30 protein-coding genes are annotated in these 25,365 nt (G+C 71.8%); 16 read left to right on the top strand and 14 right to left on the bottom strand.

Features of this window, described 5'->3' with window-relative positions:
* Positions 1–762 (bottom strand): dienelactone hydrolase family protein, encoded by a 762-nt coding sequence (locus G401_RS0116085; protein WP_027343311.1) that lies wholly within the window; start codon positions 760–762, stop codon positions 1–3.
* A 163-nt stretch (positions 763–925) separates the two neighbouring features.
* On the opposite strand from G401_RS0116085, the gene G401_RS0116080 reads away from it, so the two are divergent.
* The 3 genes from G401_RS0116080 to G401_RS0116070 are packed head-to-tail and all read left to right on the top strand — an operon-like array spanning position 926 to position 3,314.
* On the top strand, positions 926–1,594 hold the full coding sequence (locus tag G401_RS0116080; RefSeq protein ID WP_027343310.1) for an NAD-dependent epimerase/dehydratase family protein: 669 nt from the start codon (positions 926–928) through the stop codon (positions 1,592–1,594).
* A complete protein-coding gene (locus G401_RS0116075; RefSeq protein ID WP_027343309.1) occupies positions 1,587–2,399 on the top strand; it encodes a MerR family transcriptional regulator in 813 nt (270 codons plus the stop codon). Before G401_RS0116080 ends, G401_RS0116075 begins: the two co-directional genes overlap by 8 nt.
* A gap of 36 nt (positions 2,400–2,435) precedes the next feature.
* Positions 2,436–3,314, top strand: a complete 879-nt coding sequence (locus G401_RS0116070; RefSeq protein ID WP_027343308.1) for a hypothetical protein — start codon at positions 2,436–2,438, stop codon at positions 3,312–3,314.
* 121 nt (positions 3,315–3,435) lie between these two features.
* On the opposite strand, the gene G401_RS55860 is transcribed toward G401_RS0116070, so the two are convergent.
* Positions 3,436–3,639: a hypothetical protein gene (locus tag G401_RS55860; RefSeq protein ID WP_157545773.1), complete on the bottom strand. Its 204-nt coding sequence runs from the start codon at positions 3,637–3,639 to the stop codon at positions 3,436–3,438.
* A gap of 44 nt (positions 3,640–3,683) precedes the next feature.
* On the opposite strand from G401_RS55860, the gene G401_RS46065 reads away from it, so the two are divergent.
* Entirely contained in the window at positions 3,684–4,115 is a 432-nt protein-coding gene (locus tag G401_RS46065) for a MarR family winged helix-turn-helix transcriptional regulator (RefSeq protein WP_051366716.1), read from the top strand.
* 6 nt (positions 4,116–4,121) lie between these two features.
* Here the strand turns inward: G401_RS46065 and G401_RS0116060 are convergent, their stop codons facing one another.
* The 3 genes from G401_RS0116060 to G401_RS0116050 form a co-directional block, all read right to left on the bottom strand.
* Positions 4,122–4,766 carry an alpha-ketoglutarate-dependent dioxygenase AlkB gene (locus G401_RS0116060; RefSeq protein WP_027343307.1) on the bottom strand — a complete coding sequence of 215 codons (645 nt, stop codon included), beginning with the start codon at positions 4,764–4,766 and terminating at the stop codon, positions 4,122–4,124.
* A 108-nt stretch (positions 4,767–4,874) separates the two neighbouring features.
* Positions 4,875–6,389: a methionine--tRNA ligase gene (locus G401_RS0116055; RefSeq protein ID WP_027343306.1), complete on the bottom strand. Its 1,515-nt coding sequence runs from the start codon at positions 6,387–6,389 to the stop codon at positions 4,875–4,877.
* 246 nt (positions 6,390–6,635) lie between these two features.
* Entirely contained in the window at positions 6,636–7,592 is a 957-nt protein-coding gene (locus tag G401_RS0116050) for an RNA polymerase subunit sigma-70 (protein WP_027343305.1), read from the bottom strand.
* Positions 7,593–7,661: 69 nt separating this feature from the next.
* Here G401_RS0116050 and G401_RS0116045 point away from each other — a divergent pair, with 69 nt between their 5' ends.
* The gene (locus tag G401_RS0116045) at positions 7,662–8,006 is read left to right on the top strand and encodes a VOC family protein (RefSeq protein ID WP_027343304.1); all 345 of its coding nucleotides are present in this window, start codon (positions 7,662–7,664) and stop codon (positions 8,004–8,006) included.
* A gap of 61 nt (positions 8,007–8,067) precedes the next feature.
* Here G401_RS0116045 and G401_RS52775 read toward each other — a convergent pair whose 3' ends face one another.
* On the bottom strand, positions 8,068–8,838 hold the full coding sequence (locus tag G401_RS52775) for a nucleotidyltransferase domain-containing protein (RefSeq protein ID WP_051366715.1): 771 nt from the start codon (positions 8,836–8,838) through the stop codon (positions 8,068–8,070).
* A gap of 153 nt (positions 8,839–8,991) precedes the next feature.
* Between G401_RS52775 and G401_RS57105 the strand changes: the two genes are divergently transcribed.
* Both G401_RS57105 and nhaA read left to right on the top strand, forming a co-directional pair.
* Positions 8,992–9,765, top strand: a complete 774-nt coding sequence (locus G401_RS57105; RefSeq protein WP_064741773.1) for a hypothetical protein — start codon at positions 8,992–8,994, stop codon at positions 9,763–9,765.
* A gap of 16 nt (positions 9,766–9,781) precedes the next feature.
* Positions 9,782–11,659: a Na+/H+ antiporter NhaA gene (nhaA, locus tag G401_RS46050; protein ID WP_034591755.1), complete on the top strand. Its 1,878-nt coding sequence runs from the start codon at positions 9,782–9,784 to the stop codon at positions 11,657–11,659.
* Between the two features lie 70 nt (positions 11,660–11,729).
* Here nhaA and G401_RS46045 read toward each other — a convergent pair whose 3' ends face one another.
* Together G401_RS46045 and G401_RS0116015 are read right to left on the bottom strand one after the other, a co-directional pair.
* Positions 11,730–12,185 (bottom strand): ATP-binding protein, encoded by a 456-nt coding sequence (locus G401_RS46045; RefSeq protein ID WP_027343303.1) that lies wholly within the window; start codon positions 12,183–12,185, stop codon positions 11,730–11,732.
* Positions 12,186–12,288: 103 nt separating this feature from the next.
* Positions 12,289–13,512 carry an alanine racemase gene (locus G401_RS0116015; RefSeq protein ID WP_034591754.1) on the bottom strand — a complete coding sequence of 408 codons (1,224 nt, stop codon included), beginning with the start codon at positions 13,510–13,512 and terminating at the stop codon, positions 12,289–12,291.
* A 183-nt stretch (positions 13,513–13,695) separates the two neighbouring features.
* Here G401_RS0116015 and G401_RS0116010 point away from each other — a divergent pair, with 183 nt between their 5' ends.
* Genes G401_RS0116010 through G401_RS0116000 form a run of 3 tightly spaced genes read left to right on the top strand, consistent with a single transcriptional unit; the run spans position 13,696 to position 15,968 of the window.
* Complete coding sequence (locus G401_RS0116010; protein ID WP_027343301.1) at positions 13,696–14,940, top strand: amidohydrolase family protein; 1,245 nt, start codon at positions 13,696–13,698, stop codon at positions 14,938–14,940.
* Positions 14,941–14,945: 5 nt separating this feature from the next.
* Positions 14,946–15,323: a RidA family protein gene (locus G401_RS0116005; RefSeq protein ID WP_027343300.1), complete on the top strand. Its 378-nt coding sequence runs from the start codon at positions 14,946–14,948 to the stop codon at positions 15,321–15,323.
* 3 nt (positions 15,324–15,326) lie between these two features.
* Positions 15,327–15,968 carry a class I SAM-dependent DNA methyltransferase gene (locus tag G401_RS0116000; RefSeq protein ID WP_027343299.1) on the top strand — a complete coding sequence of 214 codons (642 nt, stop codon included), beginning with the start codon at positions 15,327–15,329 and terminating at the stop codon, positions 15,966–15,968.
* A gap of 54 nt (positions 15,969–16,022) precedes the next feature.
* Here the strand turns inward: G401_RS0116000 and G401_RS0115995 are convergent, their stop codons facing one another.
* Both G401_RS0115995 and G401_RS0115990 read right to left on the bottom strand, forming a co-directional pair.
* Positions 16,023–16,715 (bottom strand): Clp protease N-terminal domain-containing protein, encoded by a 693-nt coding sequence (locus G401_RS0115995; RefSeq protein WP_027343298.1) that lies wholly within the window; start codon positions 16,713–16,715, stop codon positions 16,023–16,025.
* Between the two features lie 25 nt (positions 16,716–16,740).
* A complete protein-coding gene (locus G401_RS0115990) occupies positions 16,741–16,956 on the bottom strand; it encodes a helix-turn-helix domain-containing protein (protein ID WP_034591753.1) in 216 nt (71 codons plus the stop codon).
* Positions 16,957–17,033: 77 nt separating this feature from the next.
* Here G401_RS0115990 and G401_RS46040 point away from each other — a divergent pair, with 77 nt between their 5' ends.
* Both G401_RS46040 and G401_RS0115980 read left to right on the top strand, forming a co-directional pair.
* The gene (locus tag G401_RS46040) at positions 17,034–17,549 is read left to right on the top strand and encodes a hypothetical protein (RefSeq protein ID WP_034591751.1); all 516 of its coding nucleotides are present in this window, start codon (positions 17,034–17,036) and stop codon (positions 17,547–17,549) included.
* A gap of 125 nt (positions 17,550–17,674) precedes the next feature.
* The gene (locus tag G401_RS0115980) at positions 17,675–18,214 is read left to right on the top strand and encodes a hypothetical protein (protein ID WP_027343296.1); all 540 of its coding nucleotides are present in this window, start codon (positions 17,675–17,677) and stop codon (positions 18,212–18,214) included.
* A gap of 179 nt (positions 18,215–18,393) precedes the next feature.
* Here the strand turns inward: G401_RS0115980 and G401_RS0115975 are convergent, their stop codons facing one another.
* On the bottom strand, positions 18,394–18,909 hold the full coding sequence (locus G401_RS0115975) for a DUF402 domain-containing protein (RefSeq protein ID WP_027343295.1): 516 nt from the start codon (positions 18,907–18,909) through the stop codon (positions 18,394–18,396).
* Between the two features lie 201 nt (positions 18,910–19,110).
* Between G401_RS0115975 and G401_RS46035 the strand changes: the two genes are divergently transcribed.
* On the top strand, positions 19,111–19,899 hold the full coding sequence (locus tag G401_RS46035; RefSeq protein WP_245601732.1) for a thioesterase II family protein: 789 nt from the start codon (positions 19,111–19,113) through the stop codon (positions 19,897–19,899).
* A gap of 65 nt (positions 19,900–19,964) precedes the next feature.
* On the top strand, positions 19,965–20,807 hold the full coding sequence (gene purU / locus G401_RS0115965) for a formyltetrahydrofolate deformylase (protein ID WP_027343294.1): 843 nt from the start codon (positions 19,965–19,967) through the stop codon (positions 20,805–20,807).
* A 164-nt stretch (positions 20,808–20,971) separates the two neighbouring features.
* Here the strand turns inward: purU and G401_RS0115960 are convergent, their stop codons facing one another.
* From G401_RS0115960 to G401_RS0115950, 3 genes are all read right to left on the bottom strand, one after another.
* Positions 20,972–22,114 carry a saccharopine dehydrogenase family protein gene (locus tag G401_RS0115960; RefSeq protein ID WP_027343293.1) on the bottom strand — a complete coding sequence of 381 codons (1,143 nt, stop codon included), beginning with the start codon at positions 22,112–22,114 and terminating at the stop codon, positions 20,972–20,974.
* A gap of 95 nt (positions 22,115–22,209) precedes the next feature.
* A complete protein-coding gene (locus G401_RS0115955) occupies positions 22,210–23,235 on the bottom strand; it encodes a saccharopine dehydrogenase (RefSeq protein ID WP_027343292.1) in 1,026 nt (341 codons plus the stop codon).
* A complete protein-coding gene (locus tag G401_RS0115950) occupies positions 23,232–24,062 on the bottom strand; it encodes an isocitrate lyase/PEP mutase family protein (protein ID WP_027343291.1) in 831 nt (276 codons plus the stop codon). The genes G401_RS0115955 and G401_RS0115950 overlap by 4 nt, the downstream gene beginning before the upstream one ends.
* A gap of 96 nt (positions 24,063–24,158) precedes the next feature.
* Here G401_RS0115950 and G401_RS46030 point away from each other — a divergent pair, with 96 nt between their 5' ends.
* Both G401_RS46030 and G401_RS0115940 read left to right on the top strand, forming a co-directional pair.
* Positions 24,159–24,893 carry a 4'-phosphopantetheinyl transferase family protein gene (locus G401_RS46030; RefSeq protein WP_084557243.1) on the top strand — a complete coding sequence of 245 codons (735 nt, stop codon included), beginning with the start codon at positions 24,159–24,161 and terminating at the stop codon, positions 24,891–24,893.
* A 17-nt stretch (positions 24,894–24,910) separates the two neighbouring features.
* Positions 24,911–25,351: an anthrone oxygenase family protein gene (locus G401_RS0115940; RefSeq protein WP_027343290.1), complete on the top strand. Its 441-nt coding sequence runs from the start codon at positions 24,911–24,913 to the stop codon at positions 25,349–25,351.
* Positions 25,352–25,365 lie beyond the last annotated feature (14 nt).

The following is a 25,365-nucleotide window of genomic DNA, read 5'->3' as shown; positions in this document are numbered from 1 at the left end:
TCACAGGCCGCCCAGGAACTCCAGGAGCCGCCGCCACGCGTCCGCCGATGCGGCGAGGTGCTCCTCCTGGTGCAGGTCGAAGAAGCTGTGCGGCGCGCCGGGGTAGGTCACGAGGTCGTGGCGCACCCCGGCGGCCGCGAGCGCAGCGCCGAACCGCGCGACCGCCTCGGCCGGGATGCCCTCGTCGGCTCCGCCGAACAAGCCCAGGACCGGCGTACGCAGATCCGCCGCGAGCTGGATGGGTCCGGGTGCCCCGTTGATCGGGTCGAGGGCGCCGTAGAACCCGGCGACGCCGGCGAGCTCGAATTCGGGCCGGCCTGTCAGGAAGGCGAAGCGGCCGCCGACGCAGAACCCGACCGTCGCGACGGGCCGGTCGGACAGCCGGCGCACGTGGTCGATCCCGGTCTGGATGTCGCCGTAGAGCGTCTCCTTCTTGAGCCCCATCAGATGCGGCATCAGCGTCGCCAGATCGTCGAACCCGGTACGCGACGCGTACTCCAGCCCGGCCGTACGGCTGTAGTAGTCGACCGCGAGCGCCCAGTGCCCCTGCTCGGCGAGGCGTACGCACAGCTGCTCGTAGAAGCCCGACAGCCCGCGGTTGTCCGGCAGCACGACGACGGCGGCGCCCGACGGCTCCCGCGGAGCGGCGAGGTAGGAGGCGAACGGCTGCCCGTCCACGGAGGTCAGTACGCCACCGGCGGCCGTGACGGCGCTGACGGGCGGCCCGAAGACGGGCGGGGAGGCATCGGAGTCATGACACATGCGGCCGATGCTAATTGTGGTATCCGGGCATGATACCACAAAAACGATCTTGATACAAGTACCCGCCGGGCAGAGAACGCTCGGCCGGACGGCCTGGCTCTGCCGCCGCTCCGGCCCCGGCGCGTACGGTGTCCGGCATGAAAAACCGCGTACGGTGTCTGGCATGAAGGTCGTCGTCTTCGGAGCCACCGGCATGATCGGCCAGGGCGTCCTGCGCGAAGCCCTGCTCGCCGACGACGTCGAGGCGGTGCTGACCGTCGGGCGCAAGGCGACCCGGATGCACCACGCGAGGCTGACCGAGATCGAGCACGCCGACCTGGCCGACCTGAGCCCGCTGGCCGACCGGCTGGCCGCGTACGACGCGTGCTTCTTCTGCCTCGGCGTCTCCTCGGCCGGGATGGCGGAGGACGCGTACCGGAAGGTGACCTACGACCTGACGATGGCGGCGGCCCGGCCGATCGCCCAGGGGAACCCGGACGCCACCTTCGTCTACGTCTCGGGCGCCGGCACCGACGGCACCGAACGCGGCCGGTCCATGTGGGCGCGGGTCAAGGGCAAGACCGAGAACGACCTGTTCGCGCTGCCCTTCCACGCGTACGCCTTCCGGCCCGGTTACATTCAGCCGCTGCACGGGATCACCTCGCGTACCCGCCTCTACCGCGCCCTGTACGCGATCACGACCCCGCTGTACCCGGTGCTGCGGCGGCTCGCCCCGAAGTTCGTGACCACGACGGAGATCCTCGGCCGGGCGATGCTGACCGTGGCCCGCGACGGCTGGCCCGACCGCGTTCTGGAGGTACCCGCGATCAACGAGGCGGGCGCCGGTGCCTGACCGGCTGCTGACGATCGGGGCGTTCGCCCGGCGGTCCCGGCTGTCGGCGAAGGCGCTGCGGCTCTACGACCGGCTCGGCCTGCTGCCACCGGCCCATGTGGACGATGCCAACGGGTACCGCCGCTACGACGAGTCGCAGCTGGCCGACGCCCGCCTGATCGCCCTGCTGCGCCGCCTGGACATGCCGCTGGCCGAGATCGCCGAGGTGCTCGCCGCGCCCGGTCCGGCCGGGGCACGGTTGCTCGCCGGCTACTGGGCGCAGGTCGAGACCCGCATCGCGCACCAGCGGGAACTCGCGGCGTACCTGCGGCGGCGGATGGACGGCGAACCGGTCCCGGACTTCACCGTCCACGTACGCGACGTCCCCGAGCAGGTCGTGCTCACCGAGCAGCGCCGCGTACGCGTCCCGGAACTCGTGGACTTCATCGGCTCGGCCAGCGAGCGGCTCTACCGCCACGCGGAGAAGCTCGGCGGGCCGGCCGGACCGTCGTTTGTGATCTATCACGGCCAGGTCGACGAGGACAGCGACGGCCCCGTCGAGATCTGCCTGCCGGTCGGCGTACCCCTGGCCGAGGCCGGGCCGGGCGCGCGGCTCGAACCGGCCCGCGTCGAGGCGTACACGCGCATTCGCAAGGCGCAGACCGCGTTCCCGCAGATCCTCGGCGCGTACGAGGCGGTCGAAAGATGGCTGGACGAGCGCGGCCACGAGATGACGGCCTCGCCGCGCGAGGTCTATTTCACCGACTTCGCCGCGGCCGCGGCGGACAACGACGCCTGCGACGTAGCGTTTCCCTTCGCGACCTGACAGAGTCTCCCCAACCGTTCGGCCCAGGGGGAACACATGCGCAGAACCCTCCTCTTCGTCGCCGTCGCGGTGCTGGCCGCGGGCTGCAGCCTCGGCGACATCCTCAACGCGCCCGACGACTCCCGCTGGGCCGACCTGTCCGGACCGGAACTGGTCGGCGTCTGGCAGGGCGACCACGGCCACCGGTTCGAGTTCACCGCCGACGGCGAGTTCTACGGCAAGGATCTCGACTATCTCTTCGCCGGTGACGACATGCGCGACGCCGTCGACATGACACAGGGCGCCGGCATGGCCTCCGGCCGATGGCAGCTCGCCCGGCCGCTGTCGGACGGCCGGCACTCGTTCGGCGAGGTGACGTTCGACGTCGTCGCGAACCAGCCGGTCGCCATCTCGCTCAGCACCTTCCTCGCCATCAACACCGACCAGGGCCTGCGCCTGTCGGTCGACATGGGCCGCCAGTCGCCCGGCGTCTTCGAGAGCTTCGCGAAATGCGGCGACTGCCCGCCCGTCGCCCCCGGCCGGCCGAAGCCCGGCAAGCTCACGGCGGCGACGGATCTCGCCGGGACCTGGCGGGACCAGCACCGCACCGCCCTCGTCCTGCGACCGGACGGCACCTTCACCGCGGAGGACGTGCGGTGGGCGTACGTCGCGACGGGGCGGCTCCTGCCCTACAACGTCACCGAAACGGATCCGATCACCGCGACGGGAACGTGGAAGACCAGTCCTCCGCAGCACGACCCGAACGGCGCCGCGACGTCGGTGGTCCTCGCATTCAAGACGGTCGCCGGCAAGCCGTCGTTCGGCGTCCGCTCGCTGCTCATCTACCAGTCGGGCAAGGAGCTCGTCCTCGCCACGCTCTCGACCGACCCGGAAGTCCTGGAACAACACCTTTTCATCGCCCATGAGCGCCCCTGAAGGTCCCAAAAGATCAAGAGCCTTTTGTCCCGGGCTCGTCGATCTCACTTCCGCTCCTCGCGCGGGAGACCGTTCCGGCGCGGGGCGCCTCCACTGCCAGCACAGTGGGGCGACGCATCCTTCACCGTGGTCCGGTCGCCGCTTCACCCGTCACCCCCGGGCCTTTGTCGCGACTGTCCGACTCGTACCCGACAGGCTCGACGATCTTGCGCGAATGTCCCGAATTTCGTCCGAAATACCAGGAATGCCCGGACATTCGCGCAAGATCGTCGATCGCCACCCAGCCGCTGGCGATCACCGGCGAATCGACCTGCCCAGCCGTCATTTCGCTGTCGTGACAGTTACTGCTGGAGCAGCTAGTGTGAGCTCATGACCGACATCCCCATTGCCCTCGTTCTCGGCGGCGGCTCCCTGCTCTACCAGATAGGCCGCGAGCTGGCCGCCGCCACCGACCGCCGGCTCGCGGCGCACGATCTGACCATGCAGCAGGCCGCGCTGCTGGTGTACGCCCACCTCGAATCGAGCCCGAGCCGGCTCAAGGACGACATCGGCACCGACACCGCGGGCGTGACCCGCCTGCTGGATCGGCTGGAGGCCAAGGGTCTCCTGCGACGCGAGCGGCACGGCACCGACCGCCGTGCCGTCGTCGTCGCGCTCACCGACGCGGGCAAGGCGCTCGTGCCGCACCTGCCGCCGCTGTTCGGCGAGGTCTCGACTCGGGCCTTCACCGGCTTCAGCGCCGCCGAGGTCGAGCAGGTCAGGACGCTGCTGCGCCGCATGCTCGCGAACCTCACCGAGTAGTACGCGTCACCGCACCCCGCGTACGCGGAACTGGATGCTGATGCGGGGGCCCGCCGGCCGGGCCGTCTTGGGGATGGCGTGCTCCCACGTGCGCTGGCAGCTGCCGCCCATGACGATCAGGTCGCCGTGCCCGAGCTCGTAGCGCAGCGTCTCGCCGCCGCCCCGGGCGAGTTCGGGCCGCGGCCGCAGGGCGAGGGCGCGGGGGTCGCCGACCGACAGGATGGCGACCATGGTGTCGTCGGTGCCGCCCCGGCCGACCGTGTCGCCGTGCCAGGCGACGCTGTCCTTGCCGTCGCGGTAGAGGCACAGCCCGGCGGTGCGGAACGGCTCCCCCAGCTCGGCCGCGTAGTACGCGTCGAGCAGCGCCTTCGCCTCGTCGAGCGACGGGTCGGGCAGGGCCTGCCCCTCGTCGTAGAAGCAGAGCAGCCGCGGCACGTCGACGACCCGCTCGTACATCTGCCGGCGTTCGGCCCGCCAGGGGACGTCGCGCTCCAGCCGCAGGAACAGCTCGTCGGCGCCGGTCATCCAGCCCGGCCGCAGGTCGATCCACGCCCCGAAGCTCAGCGGCACGCGCTCCACGGCGCCGTCGAGCGGGCCGAGCCGGATCTCCTGCCCGACGTCGAAGAGCGAGCCCTGGAATGCGCCGGTCATCCCGGCAGCATACGCCCCCTTCGTACGCACGTGCGACTCCACACCTTCGGTGGGTCGTCGGAGCCGCTCGGCGGTAGTGGTGGGACGAGATGGCAGCTGATGGGATGGTCATGGGTCAAGTCGCGGAAAGACCGGCTGCGGGGTCGGGACCTGTCGCCCTTCACCCAGCTGCGCGGCGAGTTTGGCCGAGCCCGTGGGCAGGAAGGGCGTCAGCTCGTGGGTGAGGATGCGGCACGCGGTGATCAGCGTTGTGAGCACGGCGTCAAGCCGCTCGCCGGCGACGTCATCACCGGCCTGCTCGCGTCGCGCGAGTTCCCATGGCCGTTCCGCTTCGACGAGGCGGTTGGCTGCTGCGACGACCACCCAGATCGCGTCGGTGGCGGCACGGAGGTCGAACGCTGCCAGGGCACGGTCGATGTCGGCGGGTAGCTCAGCGCACAGGTGGATGAGGTCGCTCCCGACGTCGACTGCGGGGCTCTGGTCGCCGACGGTTCCGTGGCGGTACTTGTGGATCAGTGACACTGTGCGGTTGACGAGGTTGCCCAGGTCGTTGGCGAGGTCGTGGTGGTACCGGGCACGTAGCCGCTCCTCCGTGAAATCCGTGTCGCCGAGGCCGGCGACCTCGCGCAGGAGCCACCAACGCAGTGCGTCGTCGCCGTATCGCTCGACCAGATCGACCGGGTCAACGGCATTGCCGGCGGTCTTGGACAGCTTGGCCTTGTCCACGGTGAGGTACTCGTGCACGAAGATGGCGTCGGGCAAGGGCTGACCGGTGGACAGCAGCAATGCCAGCCAGTACACGGCGTGGAACCGCACGATGCCCTTGCCGATGACGTGCACCCGTTCCGCCGCCTCGACCCACCACTGCTGGTAGGCCCGGTCGTCGCCGCCGTAGCCCAGCGCTGTCACGTAGTTGGCAAGCGCGTCCCACCACACGTAGACGACCTGCTCAGGGTCGCCGGGCACCGGGATGCCCCAACCCGCGGCGCGCGCCGCCGGCCGCGAGACGCTGATGTCCTGCAGCCCGGCACGCACAAAGGACAGCACCTCGTTGCGCTTGGCCGCGGGCTCGATGCGTACGGCTCCGGACTCGAGCGCGTGCAGGATCCTGTCACCGTAATCGGAGAGTCGAAAGAACCAGTTGGACTCGGCCACCCGCTCAGGTACGACGCCGTGCTCCGGGCACCGGCCGGCCGGAAGCTCCGCCGGCGGGTAGAACTGTTCACAGCCCTGGCAGTACAAACCGTCGTAGCGGCGCCGATAGAAGTCGCCTCGGGCCGCGCTCTGCAGCCACAACCGCTGCACCCCTGGCGCGTGACGGCGGTCGCTGCTCGTGCGGATGAAGTCGTCGAACGACAGCTCCAGCACCTCCCGGAGCTCGGCGAACCGGTCCGCGTTCGCCGCCACGAAGGCTGCGACGTCCAGTCCCGCGGCCTTCGCGGCGGTCACGTTCTTCAGCGCGTTCTCGTCGGTACCGGTCAGAAACCGGACGGGCTGACCGCGCAGGCGTCGATGCCGGGCGAGGACGTCCGCCTGCACCAACTCCAACGCGTGACCGAGATGCGGTGCGGCATTGACGTACGGGATGGCCGTGGTGACATAGAAACCGTTGGCCTGACTCATGACGATCTCCGATCCGCGCCCGCTACGCAGGGACAGATCGCGCCCGACAGCCCCTGCAGCAGGGGCTGGTAGTGGCGGGTTAACGCACGCCGACAGGCCCCGTGACGGGGCGCATCATTCCCAGGAGGTACGGCGGCATGGGCCCATGATGCCAGACGCCGGCTGACTGCCGCACCCCGAAAACAGCGACGCCGACGGGCGCGTCCACCTGCTCAGCGCACACCCGCCCACGGGCCCGGCAGCGGGTCAGACGGACTTCGGGAACCCGAACGGCCCGGTGAACTCGTCGCCGAGGAACGAGGTGATCGCCGAGACCCGGTCCCCGCGTACGGTCAACACGGTCAGCGCGAACGCCGTGTGCTCCGCTTCGGGGCTCTCCCCCACGTAGAACGCGATCGCCGGTTGCCCGTTCGCGCCCGCGGGCCGCCATCGCCAGCTGGGGCACAGCGTGAACGGCATCCGGGCGGCGAAGTCGGCCACGGCGGCGCGGCCGGCGTACCAGGCGGTGAGCGGCGGCATCGACCAGGTGACGTCCTCGGTCAGCAGAGCCACCAGCGCATCCGTGTCGCGCCGCTCGAACGCGTCGGCGAACGCGGTGACGAGTGCGCGTACGCCGGTGTCGGTGAGGGTCCGCAGCGCCCGCTGCCGGCTGATCTCGGGGCTCTTCTCCGCGAGGACCCGGCGGGCGCGGGCCAGTGCCGAATTCACCGCAGTGGTCGACGTGGCCATCATCTCGGCGATCTCGGCGGCCGAGAAGCCGAGCACCTCGAACAGCAGCAGCACCGCGCGCTGGTTGCCCGGCAGGTGCTGCAGCGCGGCGACGAACGCCAGCTCGACCGTTTCGCGCCGCTCCGCGGCGAGTTCCGTGTCCGGGTACGCGGTCAGCCAGGCGATCTCCGTCGCCGGACCCTGGTCGAGGACGGCGTACGCGCTGGCGGGGCCGAGGTCGGCGGGCAGCGCGCGGCGTCCCCGGGCGGCGATGACGTCGAGGCTGCAGCGGGTGGCGACGGTGTACAGCCAAGCGCGCAGGGAACCGCGGCCGGCGTAGCCGTCGAAGCCGCGCCAGGCGCGCAGCAGGGCTTCCTGCAACGCGTCGTCGGCGTCGTGCACGGAGCCGAGCATGCGGTAGCAGTGCGCGCGCAGCTCTCCGCGCAGCGGGGCGACCAGCTCGGCGAACGCGTCGTCGGAAAGTTTTTCCGTCACGAGCGACGATTGTGCCGCACGGCGCGAGTCACATCCGGTGTGAGTGATCAACGCATCGAGGAGGCACCCTTGTCCGTCACACCCGGCTGGTTCGACATATCGACGCCCGACGCGCCCCGCGCCCGGGGTTTCTACGGTGACCTGTTCGGCTGGCCCGTCCAGGTCCTCGACGACACGTACGCCCTGGTCGGCGGGGACGGCGGCGCACCGGTCGGGGGCATCGGCCAGGCGGGGCCGGGCAGCCCGTACACCGGGCTCGTCGTCTACTTCCGGGTGGACGACGTCGCCGAGGCGCTCGACCGGGCCGAGAAGCTCGGCGCGACGCGCGTCATGGCGGCGCAGGCCACGCCGACCGGCCGGATCGCGGCCTTCACCGACCCGGACGGCAACACGGTCGGGCTGATCAGCGCCTGACCTGCTGAAGTCCTCATCCGCGGCCCCGCGCAGACCGGGGCCGCGGATGCCGGGCCCCCCGTCAGCCGAAGCGCCGGTCGGCGTCGGCGATGACCGCGGCCGCCGCGTCGGCCGCCGCCCGCAGATCGCGCACGGTGAAGGCCGCCTCCTCCCCCGCCCGCCACCGGACCGCGCGTTCCGCGAGGTCGCTCCACTGTGGAAAGAACTCTCCGAGGTACGCGGCCACGCCCGGTTTCCCGACGATCGCCTCGTACGCGAGGGTGTAGTGCAGCCGCCCCGGACCGAGGATCATCCAGTCGACGCTGTCCGCCGGAACCGATTCGCCGTCGTCGACGCCGTCGGTGGCCGCGCGTACCTGGGCGGCCAGCGGTTCCCAGTACTCGTGCAGGTTGGTCAGGTTGTACCGGCGCAGCGCCGCCGCGTCGAACGGGATCGCGAGCTCCGCCGGGGCCGGACCGCGTACGCCGATGCCGTGGCGGGCCAGCAGCAGCCACAGCACCGGATGCAGCTCGCCGCACGGCCGGTCGGTCACCAGCTCGCCGCCGACGACGAACGGGACCACCGGCTGGTCGGCCGGGAACCGGTCGAACGTCTCGCGGTCCAGGTAGACGCCGTCGAAGCCGGTGTGCGCCGCGCGTACCGGCTCGATGTCGCCGGCGCCGAGCGGACGGCTGGTGACGATGACCGTGTCGATGTCGCTGCGCCCCGGCCGGTACGCGTCCAGCGCCACCGAACCCGTCACATACAAGCCTTCGACGAGGCCGGGCCGGGATGCGTCCACGGCCGACAGGTAGCGTGCCAGCGTTCCCGCGACGGCCTTCGGCAGATTCATGACGCCTATCCCACCACCCGGCTATGAGATGAAGCGACCGGATCGTGCCCCCGGCGAGCAGCGACCGTCCGGGCGAACACGGATGCCGGACCCCGGTTGAGCGATCTACCGGTTCTCGACCTGTTTCAAGGTGAAAGTCGCTATTGTTCGTTCATGTCCGATCCGGTGATCTTCCGTCGCCTGATGCCGGCGACCCTTCCGGCCCTCACGACCCTTCTCACCACCGTCCTCACGATGTTCGCGTACGCCGCCCCGGCCGGGGCCGCCGCGATCTACCAGTCCCAGGCCCAGGTCGAGTTCAGGCTCGCGGCGGCCGGGATCACCTGGTGGTCCTCGGGCAACTGCTCCGACCGGGGCAACCCGAACTGCACCTCGTTCCAGTACCTGCGGACGAGCACGCTGGACGGCGTGATCACGCTGAAGCAGGCGAGCGGCTGCCCGATCATGATCACGGGCGGCACCGAGACCGGGCACGGCAACGGCCCGGGATACACGCACTGGAACGGCTGGAAGGTCGACATCGCGCGCTGGGCGTGCGTGTCGGCGTACATCCGGCGGTACTTCGCCGATCTCGGCTACATCGCCGGGTGGGGCGAGCAGTTCCGGGCGCCGTCGGGGAACCTCTACACCGACGAGGGGTCCCACTGGGACATCCTGTACTACACCTGCGGCGGCTGCGGCCCGGCGCTGAGCGTGTCGCCGACAGCGACTGCGACACCGAAGCCCAGCGGGGTCGCCCGGGCCGAGGCGGCACCCGTGCCCGAGCCGGCGACGATCCAGGATCGCGTGGACGAGCTGCGGGAACACGCCGATGCGCTGCGGGCGCGGTGGGACGCGCTCCGCGTACCGGTGAAGGAGAAAGGCGAGCCGCCGGCCTTGCGAGGGCCGCGGCGCGAAGCCACCAGCGGCCCGGCCGCCCGTGGTTGATCGTTAAAGTGTGTCCATGGCGAACGGGTGGTCGGCGCACACGGCATGGACGCGCAACGTCGACACACCGCTGCGGCGGTTCCTGCGGACGGAGACGGGTGGCGCGGCGATCCTGCTCGGCGCCACCCTCGTCGCCCTGCTGTGGGTCAACATCGACCAGCACTCGTACCAGGCGGTGTGGGAGACGCACTTCTCGCTGACGCTGGGCCGGTGGAGCGTGGGCATGGACCTGCGCGAGTGGATCAACAGCGGCCTGATGACGTTCTTCTTCTTCATCGTGGGGCTGGAGGCGCGGCGCGAGTTCGACATCGGCGAGCTGCGGGAACGGCGGCGGTTCGCGCTGCCGATCGGCGCGGGCCTCGCCGGCATCCTCATCCCGATCGCCGTCTTCCTCGTCTTCAACGGCGGCAAGGACTCCGCGCACGGCTGGGGCGCGGCGATGTCCACCGACACCGCGTTCGCGCTGGGCATGCTGGCCCTCGTCGGGCCGCGCTTCCCCACCCGGCTGCGCGCCTTCCTGCTCACCGTCTCCGTGGTGGACGACCTGCTCGCGCTGTGCGTGATCGCGTTCGCGTACAGCAGCGACGTCCAGCTCGGGCCGCTGCTGTTCGCGGTCGGCGTGCTCGTCCTCGCCCTCGCCGCGCGCGCCGGTCGCGTCCGCTACGGCCTGCTCTACCTGCTGCTCGGTGTCACCGCGTGGATCGCGGTCACCGCGTCCGGCGTCGACCCCGTCGTGGTCGGCCTCGCGATGGGCCTGCTGACGTACGCGTACCCGTCGTCGCGGTCGGAGCTGGAACGCGCGACCGACCTGTTCCGCACGTTCCGGGAGCAGCCGACACCGGAACTGGAGCGCACGGCCCGTTCCGGGCTCGCGTCGGCGGTGTCGCCCAACGAGCGGCTGCAGGCGCTGTTCCACCCGTGGACGAGCTACGTCATCGTGCCGCTGTTCGCCCTGGCCAACGCCGGAATCGCGATCAACGGCTCGTTCCTCGCGGCGGCGTACGCGTCACCGATCACGATCGGCATCATCGTCGGCTACGTCCTCGGCAAGCCGATCGGCGTGGTCGGCGGCACGTGGCTGGTGACGAAGCTGTCCCGCGGCCGCCTGCGTACGCCGGTCGGCTGGGTCGCGGTCGCGGGCGCCGGGACGATCGCGGGCATCGGGTTCACGGTGTCGCTGCTCATCTCGACGATCGCGTTCTCGGGCGAGCAGCTGGAGCAGGCGAAGCTCGGCGTGCTCACGGCGGCGCTGGTGGCCTCCCTGCTGACCTGGGTGGTGTTCCGGGTGACGAGCATGCTCTCGCCGCGGCGGCGGGCCGAGGCGCTCATCGGCCAGGCGGAGTCCATCGTCGACCTGGAAGTGCAGGTCGACCCGGAGCGCGACCACATCCGGGGCCCGGTCGACTCCCCGGTCACCGTGGTGGAATACGGCGACTTCGAATGCCCCCACTGCGGCCAGGCCGAACCCATCGTCCGCGCGCTGCTCGCCGACTTCGCCGACGTCACCTACGTGTGGCGGCACCTGCCGCTGACCGACGTGCACCCGCGCGCCCAGCTCGCGGCCGAGGCCGCCGAGGCCGCCGCCGACCAGGACGCCTTCTGGGAGATGCACGACGTGCTGCTGACCCACCAGGAGGATCTGACCCCCGAGGACCTCGCCGGGTACGCCGCCGACCTCGGCCTCGACGTCGACCGCTTCGAGAAGGACCTGCAGCAGCGCAGCGGGGCCGCCCGCGTGGCCGAGGACGTCGACTCGGCCGACCTGAGCGGGGTCTCCGGAACGCCGACCTTCTTCATCAACGGCCTGCGCCACCACGGCGCGTACGACATCGAATCGCTGACGTCGGCGGTCAAGTCGGCGAAGGCCCGGGCCTTCATCGGCCGGCCCGCTTAGCCTTTCCGGTGGCCGGGTCTCTCAGGCGGCCGCATCTCAGGGCGGCTGCGTTCTTCGGGGCGCCTGTTCCTCAGGGCAGGCGCTTGTGCAGGCGTACGCTCGTGCCGGTCGACGAAGTGCGGATGCGCACCAGGTCGCACAGCTGCCCGGCCATCCACAAGCCCCGGCCGCCGAGCTGTTCCAGTCCGGGACGATGCCGGCCGGGGCGGCGCTGGGACGGCATGCGGCCGCGGTCGCGTACCTCGCAGACGAGGAAGCCGCCGTCGATCCAGAGCAGCACGGTTCCGCTGCCGCCGCCGTGGGCGAGGCTGTTCGTGGCCACCTCGTTGACTGCCATGACGAGATCGTCGGCGCCCTCGGCGGACAGGCCGACCTTGAGCGCGTACCGCTTGACGATGTCGCGCACGCCCCGCAGTGCGTACGGCTCGGTCCCGAAGGTGACGATCTCGGCGTCGTCCGGCGCCGACGGCGGCACGGGCATCGACTGCGGCGGATCGCCGAGCGTCCAGCCGTGCTCTTCTTCCATCACGTCGGGCTCCCGCCGTCGCCTCGGTGTCCTCGGGGCTGGTCACCTTGGTGCCCGGACTATACGCCCAGTGGGAGCCCTCCCGAAGTCAATGAAGCGACTCTCAGAAGTAGGTCCGGATCACCCCGGTGACCGTGTCGTCGGCCGCCACCAGCGGGATCGCCGACCATCTGTCGAATGCCGTACAGGGATGGGAGATCCCGAAGCCGACGAGGTCCCCGGGCGCCAGTTCGAGGGGACCGGCCACCGACACGTACGCGTGGTGGTCGTTGAGGCGCAGCACGGACAGTCCGGTCGCCGCCTCGACCGCCCCGGACGGGCGGCGTACGCGCAGCGGCACCGGCAGTCCCAGGTCGTAGGGCGCCTCGCGCTTGCCCATGCCGACGAGGGCGAGACCGGGTTCGGGAGTGGAGGTGACCTGCGCCCAGATCTCCAGCGCGGCGGTCAGCGACCCTTCCCCGGCGAGCCGTCCGAACGGCGTGGTCTGCGCGTAGTGCTCGTGGTCGTGCGAGATGTACGCCCCGCTGCGCAGCACCGTCCGCAGTGGACGGCCGCCGATCCGGTCGCCGGTCAGGCGCTGGAGGACGACGTCGAAGAAGGCGCTGCCGCCGGCGCTGAGGATCGCCTCCTCGCCCTCGAAGTGGTGCGCGATCTGCTCGGCGGCGGCCCGCAGCGACGCCGCGAACTCGTCGGCCGCGGCCAGGTCCGGCAGGCTGCCCTCGAATCCGGCCACCCCGGCCAGTTGCAGGCCGGGTGCCGCGGCCACCGCCTGCGCCACCGCCGTCAGCTGCTCGACGGTGCGGCAGCCGGTGCGCCCGCCGGCGTACCCCCACTCGGCGAGCACGCGCAGCGGCCTCGATCCGGGCACGGTCGCCATCGCGTCGGCCAGTGCCGCCACGCCCGCCACCGAGTCCGCGTAGCACAACAGGTCGAAGCCCGCGGCCACCTCCGCGGCGAACCACCGCAGCACCACCGGGTCCAGCACCTCGTTCGCCAGCAGGACGCGCGGCACACCCCACGCGCGGTAGGCCAGCACCTGGTTCGCGGTCGCCGCGGTGATCGCCCACGCGCCCGCCGCCAGCTGCGCGGTGAACAACGCGGGCGCCATCGTGGTCTTGCCGTGCGGCGCGAGGCTCAGCCCGTGCCGCTCCGCGAAATCCGCCATCGTACGCACATTCGCGTCGATCGCGTCCCGGCGGGCGATCAGGACGGGCCAGGTGAACGCGCCCCCGAACAGGTTGTGCCGCGCGGCGGCGAACTCCTCGTCCGGGACGGGCGGTCCGGGGTTCCAGAAGCCCTTCGTACGCCAGTCGATCTCGCCGGTCACGCCGTCCCCACTCTCGTATGCTGCTCTGCGGGCGCCTGCGTCCGCCCGGCTCGGCCACACGTGTGTGCGCCGAACGTGATTGCGGACGCCTGCGTCCGCCCGGCTCGGCCACACGTGTGTGCGCCGAACGTGATTGCGGACGCCTGCGTTCCGCAAGGTACTACAGCCCGACGGGAGTCAACCATGCGCTTCGACCTGCTGCTGCGCGGCGGTGAGGTGATCGACCCCGGCGGCCGGTCCGCCGCCCTCGACGTCGGCGTGCGGGCGGGCCGGATCGCGGCGGTCGAACCCGGTCTGGATCCGGCCGGTGCCCGCGAGGTCGCCGACGTCTCCGGTCTCGTCGTCACCCCGGGCCTCGTCGATCTGCACACCCATGTCGGGATCGGCTACTGGGGCATCGACCCGGACCCGGTCGCCTGGTGCACCGGGGTCACCACGTGGGTCGACGCCGGTTCGGCGGGCGCGTACACGTTCCGGGCCTTCCGTGCGTACGCGCAGACGCGACGCGTACGCACGCCGGCGCTGCTCAACGTGGCCGGGCCGGGACTGGCCGGGCAGACCGGCGAGGGGCGCGATCCCGCCGCGCTGGACGTCGACGCCGCGATCGCGACCGTCCTGGGCAACCGCGACGTGATCGTCGGAGTGAAGGCCCGCCTGGACAGCGGCGCGGCCGGCAGCCTGGAACCGTTGCGGCGCGCGCTCACCGTCGCCGAGGCCGGCGGCCTGCCCGTCATGGCGCACATCGGCGTCGCTCCCCCGCGCGCGGACGAGGTGCTGGACCTGCTGCGCCCCGGCGACATCGTCACGCACTGCGCCAGCGGCCTCGCCGAAGGGCTGCTGGACGGTGGCCGGCCGAGCCGGGCAGTCGTGGACGCGTACGCCCGGGGGGTGCTCTTCGATCTGGGCCACGGTGCCGGCGGCTTCTCGTTCGCGACGCTGGACGCGCTGCTGGCGGCGGGCCTGCCGCCGCACACGGTCTCGACCGACCTGCACGCGCGGTCGGTGTTCGGCCCGGTGTTCGACCTGCCCACGACGATGGCGAAGCTGCTCGCGGCGGGCCTGCCGCTCGCGGACGTGATCGCGGCGGCGACCGTCCGCCCCGCCCGCGCGCTCGGCCTGCCGGGCGGAACGCTGACGGTCGGCGGGCCGGCGGACATCGCGGTCTTCGCCGTGACCGAGGAGCCGTTCGACGTGGCCGACGTGCACCTGACCGTACGCACGGCGCCGCGGCGGCTGGCCAACGTCGCGACCTATGTGGACGGTGCACTGCTGCCGCCGCTGCTCCCGCCCGGCCCGCCGCCCTGGATTCCGCTGACCGGCGCCCAGCGGGCCGCCCTCGACGCGCGTACGCGGATCTTCCGCGACCTGCTCACCCAGCCGCTCGTGGCCGCCGACGGCCTCGACGAACAGTTCCGCCGACAGGAGTGACAAGCATGCCCAAGAAGATCGTGTCCACCGAGAACGCGGCGCTGCCCGGCGGCCCGTACTCCCAGGCCGTCATCGCCGGCGACCACGTCTACCTCGCCGGCGCCTGCCCGGTACGCCCCGACGGCACCTGGGTCCGGGGCGACTTCACCGACCAGGCGCACGCCGCGTTCACCAACCTGAAGAACGTCGCCGAGGCCGCCGGCGGCTCCCTCGACCAGGTCGTACGCGTCGGCGTCTACCTGCGCGACTGGGCGGACTTCCCGGCCATGAACGAGGTCTACGTGCAGTACTTCGGGCCGGAGGGGCTGCCCGCGCGGACGACGATTCCGGTGGCCCTCAACGGCTTCGACATCGAGGTCGACGCCGTCCTCTACCTCGGCTGAGCCATGACCGCCGACTGGCTCGCCGACACCAGGACCTCCTACGACACCGTCGCGGCCGATTACGCGACGATCGTGCGGGGGATCTTCGGCACGGACGCGTACCTGCGGGGCGTGCTGCGGCTCTTCGCCGACCTGACGGCCGGCGGCTCCGACGGCGGCGGGCCGGTGCTGGACGCCGGCTGCGGGCCGGGGCACGTGACCGCCCACCTGGCCGGGCTCGGCGTGGACGCGTTCGGCGTCGACCTGTCCCCCGGGATGATCGAGGTCGCCCGCCGTGACCATCCCGGCCTGCGGTTCGAGGTGGGCACGATGACCGCGCTCGACCTCCCCGCCGCCTCGCTGGCCGGCCTGCTCGCCTGGTGGTCCCTCGTGCACGTGCCCGACGAGGCGCTCCCGTCGATCATGGCCGAGTTCCGTCGCGTCGTGCGCCCCGGCGGCGTGGTGCTGCTCGGCTTCCACGTGGGCTCGGGTTCGCGGCACAAGACCGAGGGGTACGGCGGGCATCCGATGGACGTGCACGTCTACCGGCGCGGCATCGCCGAGCTGTCCGGCCTCCTGGTGTCGGCGGGCTTCACGGTCGAGACGGAGATCGCCCTGCAGCCGCTCAGCGAGCGTCCCGGCGGCATCGTCATCGCCCGGTCCTGAAGCCTTCTCTGAGGACCGCCTTCCGGGCCTCGGTCACGAAGCTCGGTTGCGGGCTTACAGGTAGGCGAGCACGCCGCCGCTGACCGATCGGCCGGTGGTCCGCTGGTAGCGGCGCACGATCTCGGCCGAACGCGATCGTGCGCCCCACCGGCGGTCTGCCCGCAGGAGGGCGTTGCGGTGCGGCGGCGGGAACGCGTCCCGCAGCGCGTCCAGCGGCTCCCGCGCGTCGACGCCGAGCCGGCGCATCACCCACGCCGCACCGGGATCGAGGGCGAGCAGCGTCAGGACGAGATGCTCCACCCGGTGCTCGCCTTCCCGGCGGGCCAGCGCCAGCCGCAGCGACGCCTCGTACGCGGCCTGCGCGTCCAGGCCGAGCGGCGGCTCGAAGCGCGCACAGCGGCGGCGGGCGCGGGCGGAACCCCACGGCAGCAACGGTTCCCGCCGGATCATCCGGTCCAGCGCGGCCGGACCAGCCGGTCCCACCAGCGCCGCGACGTCGATCCCCAGCGGTGCCAGGGTCTCCCGGTCGGCCGCGAACCCGGCCCCCATCGGGGCGGCCTCGCGTACGGCGACGAGAACGGCGTCCCTGGTCAGGCCGTGCCGGGCGAGGAGTTCGGCGACGTCGCCGGCCGTCGTCGACGCCAGCAGCAGGTGCTCGCTGCCCGTACGCGGATGGCCGAGATCGCGGGCGGCGGCGATGGAACGGCCGATCACCCGGTCGACCTCGGGATGGTCACCTCGGAACACGATGCCCCCTTCGCGGCCGGCGGAACTACCGGGACTGCGGGCGGTGCTTGCGGTGGACGGTCTGCTTGGTGACGCCGAGCCGCTCAGCGATGTCCTGCCAGGACCAGCCCGCCCGGCGGGCCGTCGCGATCTGCTCCGCCTCCAGCTGCTCGACCAGGTGGCGCAGCCGGGCGACCGCCCGCAACGCGGCGTCGACATCGCCGCTGTAGACGGCCGGTTCGAGGTCGGTGAGCGCGGACATGTCGTCAGCATATGCTGACAGGCCCGACCACGTCAACAAAAGCTGACGACGGCGGGAGAAGTGCTACAACGATGGACATGGACCTCTCCGAACTCGAACGCCGCATGGCCACACTGGACGCCGCGTACCGGCCGGTCAGCACGGGGCCGGTCGACCTCGGCGCGCTGGACACCCTCGGCGAGCGGGTCACCGCCGAGCTCGCCGCCCTGGGCGTCGACGAGCAGGCGCAGGTCGTCCTGCGCGCCGTCCTCGACCTGTACGCCTCCGGTGACGAACGGACCCGGAGCAGCCTGCGCGGGCTGTTCGACCGCTACACGGCGTTCCGCTGGGCCGCCCACCTCCCGTCCACCTGGGACAGCCCGGAGGAGTTCCGCGCTCACCTCATCCACCTGTCCGTACGCGACCAGGGCGCCGACACCCGCGACGAGATCCTCGAACTGCAGGGCCTGTGCGAGCAGGCCCGCCGGGCCGGGATCGATCCGCGTCCGGCGCTGGCGGAGGTGGCGGCGATGTCGAGCGACGAGAACCGCTACGGCATGGGATCCATGCGCTCGATCTTCCTGACCTACGGCGGCATCGCGGAGACCCGCTGATCGCGTCAACCCTCATGATCCGCTGGTCGTTCTCCGCTCTCGGCGTAAGCCCTCGCCATTGCAGCTGTAATGGCGTAATCATGTAATCATCCTTCGCACGACCAGCGGGAGAGGAGAGGCAGGACATGATCAGAGTTGCCGGGCGCGGCGAACCGCCCACCGCCGACGACGCCCCCGCGTGGATCACCGGGCTGCTGCCCGACGAGTGGTTCACCGGACGTCCCGACGTCACCATCGATCGCGACGAGATCCTCATCATCGGTACGCTCGCCGAACCGGCCCACGCCGCGGAAGCGACCGAGGCCGACCGGGCCGTGGCCGAACGCGGCCGCATCTCCGGATTCCGGGAGACCACCCGGGAGCAACGCATCCGGTACGCCCGCCAGATCGAGCACACCTACCAGCGGAAGGTCGCCTGGGGCGCGAAGGCCGGCGGGACGACCGAGTTGTTCACGACGCTGTCGGCGCCGGTGATGACCCGGCTACGCCAGCCCGAACGGCAGGTGCTCGACACGCTCGTGGACGCCGGGGTGGCCCGGTCCCGGTCGGACGCCCTCGCCTGGTGCGTACGCCTCGTGGGCGAGCACGCCGACGAGTGGCTCACGCAGCTGCGGTCGGCCATGGGCGCGGTGGACGACCTCCGCCGCCAAGGCCCGACCCTGTAACCGCACCCACCGCACCCGCACACCCGCACTCGCCCGCGCTCCAAGATCCCGCGCGGGCGCGCCCCAAGATCCCGTTTGGATCAGGTTTTCGCACGTAATCATGGCCCATGATTCGGGTGATTTCCCTGATCCAAACCGGATCTTGGGGCGGGGCGGGGCGGGGCGGGGCGGGGGAAAAGTTAAGGGAGGCGGGTGAGCCAGGCGGGGCCTACCTGGTCGAACGGTTCGCGGCGGGCGGTGACCTCGGCCATCAGCCACGCCGCCGCCTCGGCCGCCGACGCGATCACCTCGGCCGGGTACGCGTACCGCACCTGGTGTTCGGCGAACTCGTCCTCGTCGTCGAGGATGACGCGGCCGTCCGGCCGGAGGCGGATCACGTCGAGATCGAGGTCCACCATGGTGACCTCGCCGGTCGACGGCCACTGGACGGGCGTCGTGATGTCGCAGTAGATCTCGGTCTGGTGAGTGGCGGACGGAGCGTTGAAGGCCGCCGTGTACCAGCCCTCGTGGGGGCACAGAATCACATGGTCGAAGCCGAGCTCGACCAGCGGCCCGTCATGCCCCTTCTGCTCGATCAACCCGGCCCGGGCGCCGAGCCAGACGCCGTACGCGTCCTCGCCGAGCCGGTGCATCCTCTTGTGCCAGTGCAGGGAGCCGTCGTACTTCGTGTAAACCACGCGCGTGTCACCCGTCATGACGAAACGGTAACCGCGTGTAAACTGTGCGCGCGACCGAGTTACCGTGCGGTTCTACCCTCCGGTACTGCCCGTCCTGAGTGGACATTGAGGCTTCGGCAGGTCGTCATGTTCTCGTCACTAGATCACCCTGGCAGCCGGCGACCGCCGCGCGATACGGTGGCTCGGTATAGATACCAAGCAATCTAGCGGAGTGTCACGTTGCCCGGTCATCCTGCACGCTGGTTCCATCCCGCCCTCGACGAGGTGCCGCCTGGGCCGCGAGTGTTCTGCTTCCCGCATGCCGGCGGCAATCCGCGTACGTTCCTGAGCTGGCAGCCGCTGCTGGAGAGCCCCGGCGACGGATGCACACCCCGGATCGTGGTCGTCGGCATGCCCAGCCGCGGCCACCGGGCCCACGAGCTGCCGACCACGAGCGTGACCGATCTGGCCGACGGGGCGGCCGAGGCCATCGCCCGGGTCGCCGGCGAGCATCCGGCCTACCTGTTCGGCCACGGCCTCGGCGCCGTGGTCGCCTTCGAGACCGCGCGGCGGCTGCGCGGCGTACCGGGGGTGCGGCACCTGATCGCCTCCGGCTGCCTGGCGCCCTCGTCGCTGCCGTCGAACCGGACGATGCGGACCGCCGGGCTGCGCGGGCGGGAGTTCGCGGACGCGGTCGCGCTGTCGGGCGGGCTGCCGCCGGAGATCGTCGCCGCCGAACAGCTGCACGACCTGCTGCTGCCGGGTCTGCAGGCGGACTTCCGGCTCGCCGCCGAGTACGAGTACCGGTCGGCCTCGCCGCTGACGATCGGCCTCACCCTCATCAATGGGCAAGACTCGGGCACCGACCCGGCCGCGCTGCTGCCGTGGCGCGACGAGACCGTCGAGACGCCCGCGTACCATTGGGCGCCCGGCGGGCACTTCTACTTCCAGCAGCGCCCGCGGGCCGTGGCCGACCTGCTGCGTACGCTCACCGCGTCGGCACCGGCCCACCATGTGGAGCTGATCTAGGGTCTCCGGTCGGCGGCTCAGCGGCGAGCCGGGCCGCCGGACCCGCGCACCCGGAGGTAACGCCCGTGAGTACGCTGCGCCTGCTCGTCTCCTGCCCGGACCGCCCCGGCATCGTCAGCGCCGTGTCGGGATTCTTGTTCGAGCGCGGAGCGAACATCGTGCACTCCGCGCAGCACACGTCCGACCCGGCGGGCGGGACCTTCTTCCTGCGCATGGAGTTCGACCTGCCGGACGGCGAACGCGGCGACCTGCTGGACGCGTTCGCGGCCCGGGTGGCGATCCCGTTCGACATGAACTGGCACATCGCCGACTCGGCCGTCCCGAAGCGGATCGCGGTGCTGGCCTCCAAGGCCGACCACTGCCTCGTCGACCTGCTCTGGCGCTGGCGGCGCGGTACGCTCGGCGCCGAGATCGCGCTGGTCGCCGCCAACCACGACGACCTGCGGGGCGAGGTGGAGCCGTTCGGCCTGCCCTATCACCACGTCGCGGTCGAGTCCGGCCGCAAGGACGACGCCGAGGCGCGCCTGGCCGATCTGCTGGAAGGCTGCGACCTCGTCGTCCTCGCCCGCTACATGCAGATCCTCTCCGGGGACTTCCTGGCCAAGATCGGCGTACCGGTGATCAACATTCACCACTCCTTCCTGCCGGCGTTCCCCGGTGCCGGCCCCTACGAGCGGGCGCGGCAGCGCGGCGTGAAGCTGATCGGCGCCACCGCGCACTACGTCACCGAGGACCTCGACGAGGGGCCGATCATCGAGCAGGACGTCATCCGCGTGACACACCGCGAGAACGCCCAGGGCCTCGCCCGGCTCGGCGCCGACATCGAGCGAACGGTGCTGGCGCGGGCGGTCCAGTGGCACTGCGAGGACCGCCTGCTCCGGCACGGCAACACGGTGGTCGTCTTCTGACGCAAATCAAGATCATGTAAAGAACCTTGTCCCGGATCCGTCGATCTCACCTCCGCTCCTCGCGCGGGAGACCGCTCCGGCCTTGATCATGTGATGCGTATATGTCGAAAACCCCAGTCCGGCGACGTATGCGCATCACATGATCATGCAGGCCACCGAGTCGTTTACGGCTCGATCAGGCGGCAGTCGATGCCCTGGGCGCGCAGGGCGTCGAGCCAGCGATCCGCGTCGGCGTGGTCGGCGAGGGCCTTGTGCAGGCCCGGGGGCGTGCGCCCGTCGAGGATGTCGGCCACGCCCAGCGCGAGCGGCACCGACACCGTCTTCGCCATCGCGTTCTCTCCACCGTCCTTAGCCGCGGTGCCGACCATGTCCAGCAGGTACGCCCCGGACCAGTCGGCGCCGCCGTCGACCTGGACGCGCAGGGCGACCGACAGCACCACGCGGTCCCGGTCGGCGGCCGTGGTCGGATAGGTGGCGGCCAGGTCGGCGGCGAGCGCGTCGATCAGGCTGCCGTCGCCGGTCTTGAGCACCTCGAAGACCGGCGCCCAGGCCGCCCGCCAGCCGTCGAGCCGCAGGGTCCCCCGGACGAACTCCCGCGTACGCCAGCCGGCCGGGAACGCGTACTGGGCGAGGAAGGGCAGGCTGTCGCGGTTGGGGTAGACCTCGAAGGTCTCGCCGCCCAGCACGTGCGGCGCGGTGGCCTCCCAGGGCCGGGCCGCGACCGTGGCCTCACCGTCCACGATGGACCGCGCGGGTGAGCAGAGGGCCGACAGCACCCCGCGCGGCGCCCAGCTGAACCGGTAGCGGAAGTCGTTCGGCTCCGCCGGTACGCCGCCGCAGTACGACGTGAACCAGGCCTGCGCCGGCCCGTCGCCGACCGCCGCGCGGGCCCGGGCGACGAGCGAGTGCGCCAGGATGTGGTCGATGCCCGGGTCGAGCCCCGCCTCGGTGAGCACCACGACGTCCGCCCGCACCGCGTCCGGCGCGTACGCCGCGATCTCGTCCGAGGTGTAGCTCGAACACGCGAAGTGCGCGCCACGGCTCAGCGCGAGGCGTACCAGGGCGGGGTGTTCGGTGGCGGGCAGCATGGAGACGACCACGTCGCCGGCGCCGACGGCCTGGTCGAGGTCTTCCAGCGCGCCGACGGCGGCGCGGCCGGTGAGGCCGTTGCGCTCCAGGCAGGCGGCGGCCTTCTCGGCCGTGCGGCCCCAGACCGTGACGTCCGCGCGGTCGCACAGCAGGGCCAGGCCGCTGCCGGTGGACAGCCCCGTGCCGATCCAGTGCACCTTGCCGCTAGCGCTGGGCATCGCCATCCTCCTTCATTCCTTGCAGGACGCAGGCGCCCGCAATCACGTTCGGCGCACACACGTGTGGCCGATCCGGGCGGGCGCAAGCGCCCGCGTCACATCTGTGCATTCTGTGCCTTGCGGTACACAGCCTCACACCGATCCCAGACCGGATTGCCGAGACTCAGGAGCTGCTCGGTGAGTTCGCCCGAGAACGCGACGCTCGCCTCCGCGGGCAGCAGCGACGGCAGGTTGTCGATCGCGATCAGGTCGACGCCCTCGCGCAGCCGGCGTACCGGCTCCGGCCAGCTGGTGACGCTGGTGTAGATCGGCAGCACGTTGAGCGCCGAGGTGACGTCGCAGGTCACGTCGCAGATCAGCGACAGCCGCGGGCCGGTGTCCAGGTCCTCGGGGGTCACGAACGGCGGCACCGGGCGCGTGGTCAGCACCGTGTTGACCAGCACGTCGTGCGCCAGCAGCGCGGCCTTGTCCAGGTCGCGGGTCTCCGCGACGTCCCAGCCGGTCGGCGTGATCCCGGCGACCTCCAGCGCCGCGCGGGCGCCCTGGCCACACCGCCCCAAAGCCCCGATCACGAGTACGCGCGGCTGCGGACCGGCCGCCCCGCGGGCGAGTTCGGCGTCGAGCTCGGCCTGCGACCGGGGCGCCAGCGGAACCGTGAGCTCGCCGCGGCTCTGCAGCACGGCAAGGGCCGCGCCGACGTATCCGGCCCAGTAGCCGAACGCCGCCAGCCGCCGGCCTGCATCGTCGACCAGGTACTCCATGTCCAGCAGGGTCCCGCCGCCCGCCGCGAACCGGCCCAGCAGCGCGGCCGCCCCGTCCTGCCCCTTGTACGCGTGCCCGAAGAACACGTGCCGGTGGACCAGGGCGTCCGGGGTGTCCGGCAGTTCCTTGAGCCCGACGATGATCTCGTCCCGGCCGGCGTCCGCCCAGGATCCGGCGGGCACGATCCGGCAGCCGGCGTCGGCGTACGCGCTGATCGGGAAGGCCCGCTGGGCGGACTCCTCGACCGTGACCGCGAACCCCTTGCCGACCAGCCGGCGGGCGTCGTCGGGCACGACCGGGGCCCGGCGTTCGGTCGGCCGGGTCTCGTGGCGCACCCACAGGCGCGGCTGCTGGCTCATGCGTTCTCCGTCGTTTCCCACAATGCGTTGACCTGAGCGTACGTGCGCACGCCGGGGGCGAACGAGAAGGTCCCCGAGTTGTGGATCTCGGTTGCCGCGTCGATCATGGCACTCAACGCGACCCGTGCCAACGCCGAGCCGAGGCTGACCCGGCGTACGCCCGCCGCGGCCAGGTCGGCGACGGTGACCGGGGCCGACCCGCCCGCCAGCGCGTTGACCGGCCGGCCGACCGAGGAGCAGACCCGGCGGACGGCGTCCAGCGGCAGCCCGGGCGCGTAGAGCACATCGGCCCCCGCCGCCTCGTACGCGCGCAGCCGCTCGATCGTGTCGTCGAGATCGGGCCGGCCGTAGAGGAAGTTCTCGGCCCGGGCGGCGAACGTGAACGGGAACGGCAGCGCCCGGGCGGCCGCCACCGCCGCGCGTACGCGTTCGACGGCTTCGGGCAGGTCGAAGATCGGCCGCCGCGGGTCGCCGGTCGCGTCCTCGATGGAGCCGCCGACGGCACCGGCCGCGGCGGCCAGCCGGATCGTCTCGGCGACGTCGGCCGAGTCCGGGCCGAAGCCGCTCTCCAGATCGGCGGCGACCGGAAGGTGGGTGGCGTCGGCGATCGTGCGGATGTTGGCGAGCGTCTCGTCGCGGCTCACGAGGTTGGCGCCGTCCCGGCGGCCGAGTCCGAAGGCGAGCCCGCCGCTCGTGGTCGCCAGCGCCGGAAACCCGAGCCCGGCCAGTACGCGGGCCGACCCGGCGTCCCACGGGTTCGGCAGCACGAACGTCGGCCCGTCGTGCAGGGCCCGGAACGCTTCGGCGCGCGTACGCTGATCGGTCATCCCGTGATCCTCACACGATCCGGGGTCCCAGGTGGACATGTCCCCCGGCGGGTTCCCGGGGTCCGGTCGCCGGGCGTCTGCGGGTAGGGTTTCGGCATGGACGAATGGGCCGGCCCTGCGACGCTCCCCGTGCCGGGGGCCCGCGTACCGGCGGGAACCTGTCACGTGTGGCCGATCTCCATCGCCGACCGGCCACAGTGGACAGCACTGCTGCCGCCGGACGAGCTGGAGCGGGCGACACAGTTCCGCGTACCCGGGCCGCGGCAGATCTTCACCACCTCGCGCGCGGCCCAGCGCCTCGTCCTCGCCCACTATCTCGGCATCGACCCGCACGACGTGAAGATCTCGCGCGGCTGCGAGCACTGCGGCAAGGACCACGGCCGGCCGCGGATCGAGAACGCGCCGCTGGACTTCAGCGTCTCGCACAGCCAGCGCTGGCTGCTCATCGCCGTGGTGGGCGGCGGCCGGGTCGGCGTCGACCTCGAAGACCTCGACGCGCGCCGGTCGCTGGACGACGTCGCCGCGCACACGCTGAGCCTGCGCGAGAAGTACCGGTTCAGCCAGGTCCCGGAGGCCGAGCGCGGCCCCTGGTTCCTGCGGCTGTGGACGCGCAAGGAGGCCACCGTCAAGCTCACCGGCCACGGCCTGGCCACCGAGCTCGACCGGCTGGACGTGATCGACGACGTCGCGGAGATCACCGACCCGCCGCGCGGCTGGCCGGCCGGCCCGATCCACCTGACCGACCTGCCGACCGGGTCCCGCCAGCCGGCGGCTCTCGCGTCGACGGCGCCGGTCACCGAGATCGTCCGCTGCGAGCTGCCGGCCGCCTGACGCCGTACGCTGGCGGGATGACGCTCTCCGGCGCCGTCTTCGTGATCGGTGCGACCCTGGCCGCGCTGAGCACCGGTGTGATGTTCGCCTTCTCGTTCGCGGTGACGCCCGGGCTCGCCCGGCTCGACGATCACGCGTACGCGGCGGCGATGCGCTCGATCAACCGCGTGATCCAGAACCCCGTGTTCCTGACGGCGTTCCTCGGACCGGTGATCCTGCTGCCCTGGGCGGCCGTGGCGCACGACGGTGGACGCGTACCGCCGATCGCGGCCGCGGTGCTCTACATCGTCGGCGTGGTGGGGGTGACGATCTTCGGCAACATCCCGCTCAACAACCGCCTCGACGCGACGGAGGATACGGCCGGGTTGCGGGACTGGTTCGAGAAGCCGTGGCGACGCTGGCACGGCGTCCGCACCCTCTGCGGTACGGCCGCCGTGGTCCTGCTGTTCGCGTCCTGAGGACGAGCGGCCGG

It is taken from the genome of Hamadaea tsunoensis DSM 44101, from assembly GCF_000428945.1.
Lineage (GTDB): Bacteria > Actinomycetota > Actinomycetes > Mycobacteriales > Micromonosporaceae > Hamadaea > Hamadaea tsunoensis.
The sequence above is the reverse complement of the archived record's forward strand: the minus strand, read 5'-3'. Positions and strand labels throughout refer to the sequence as shown.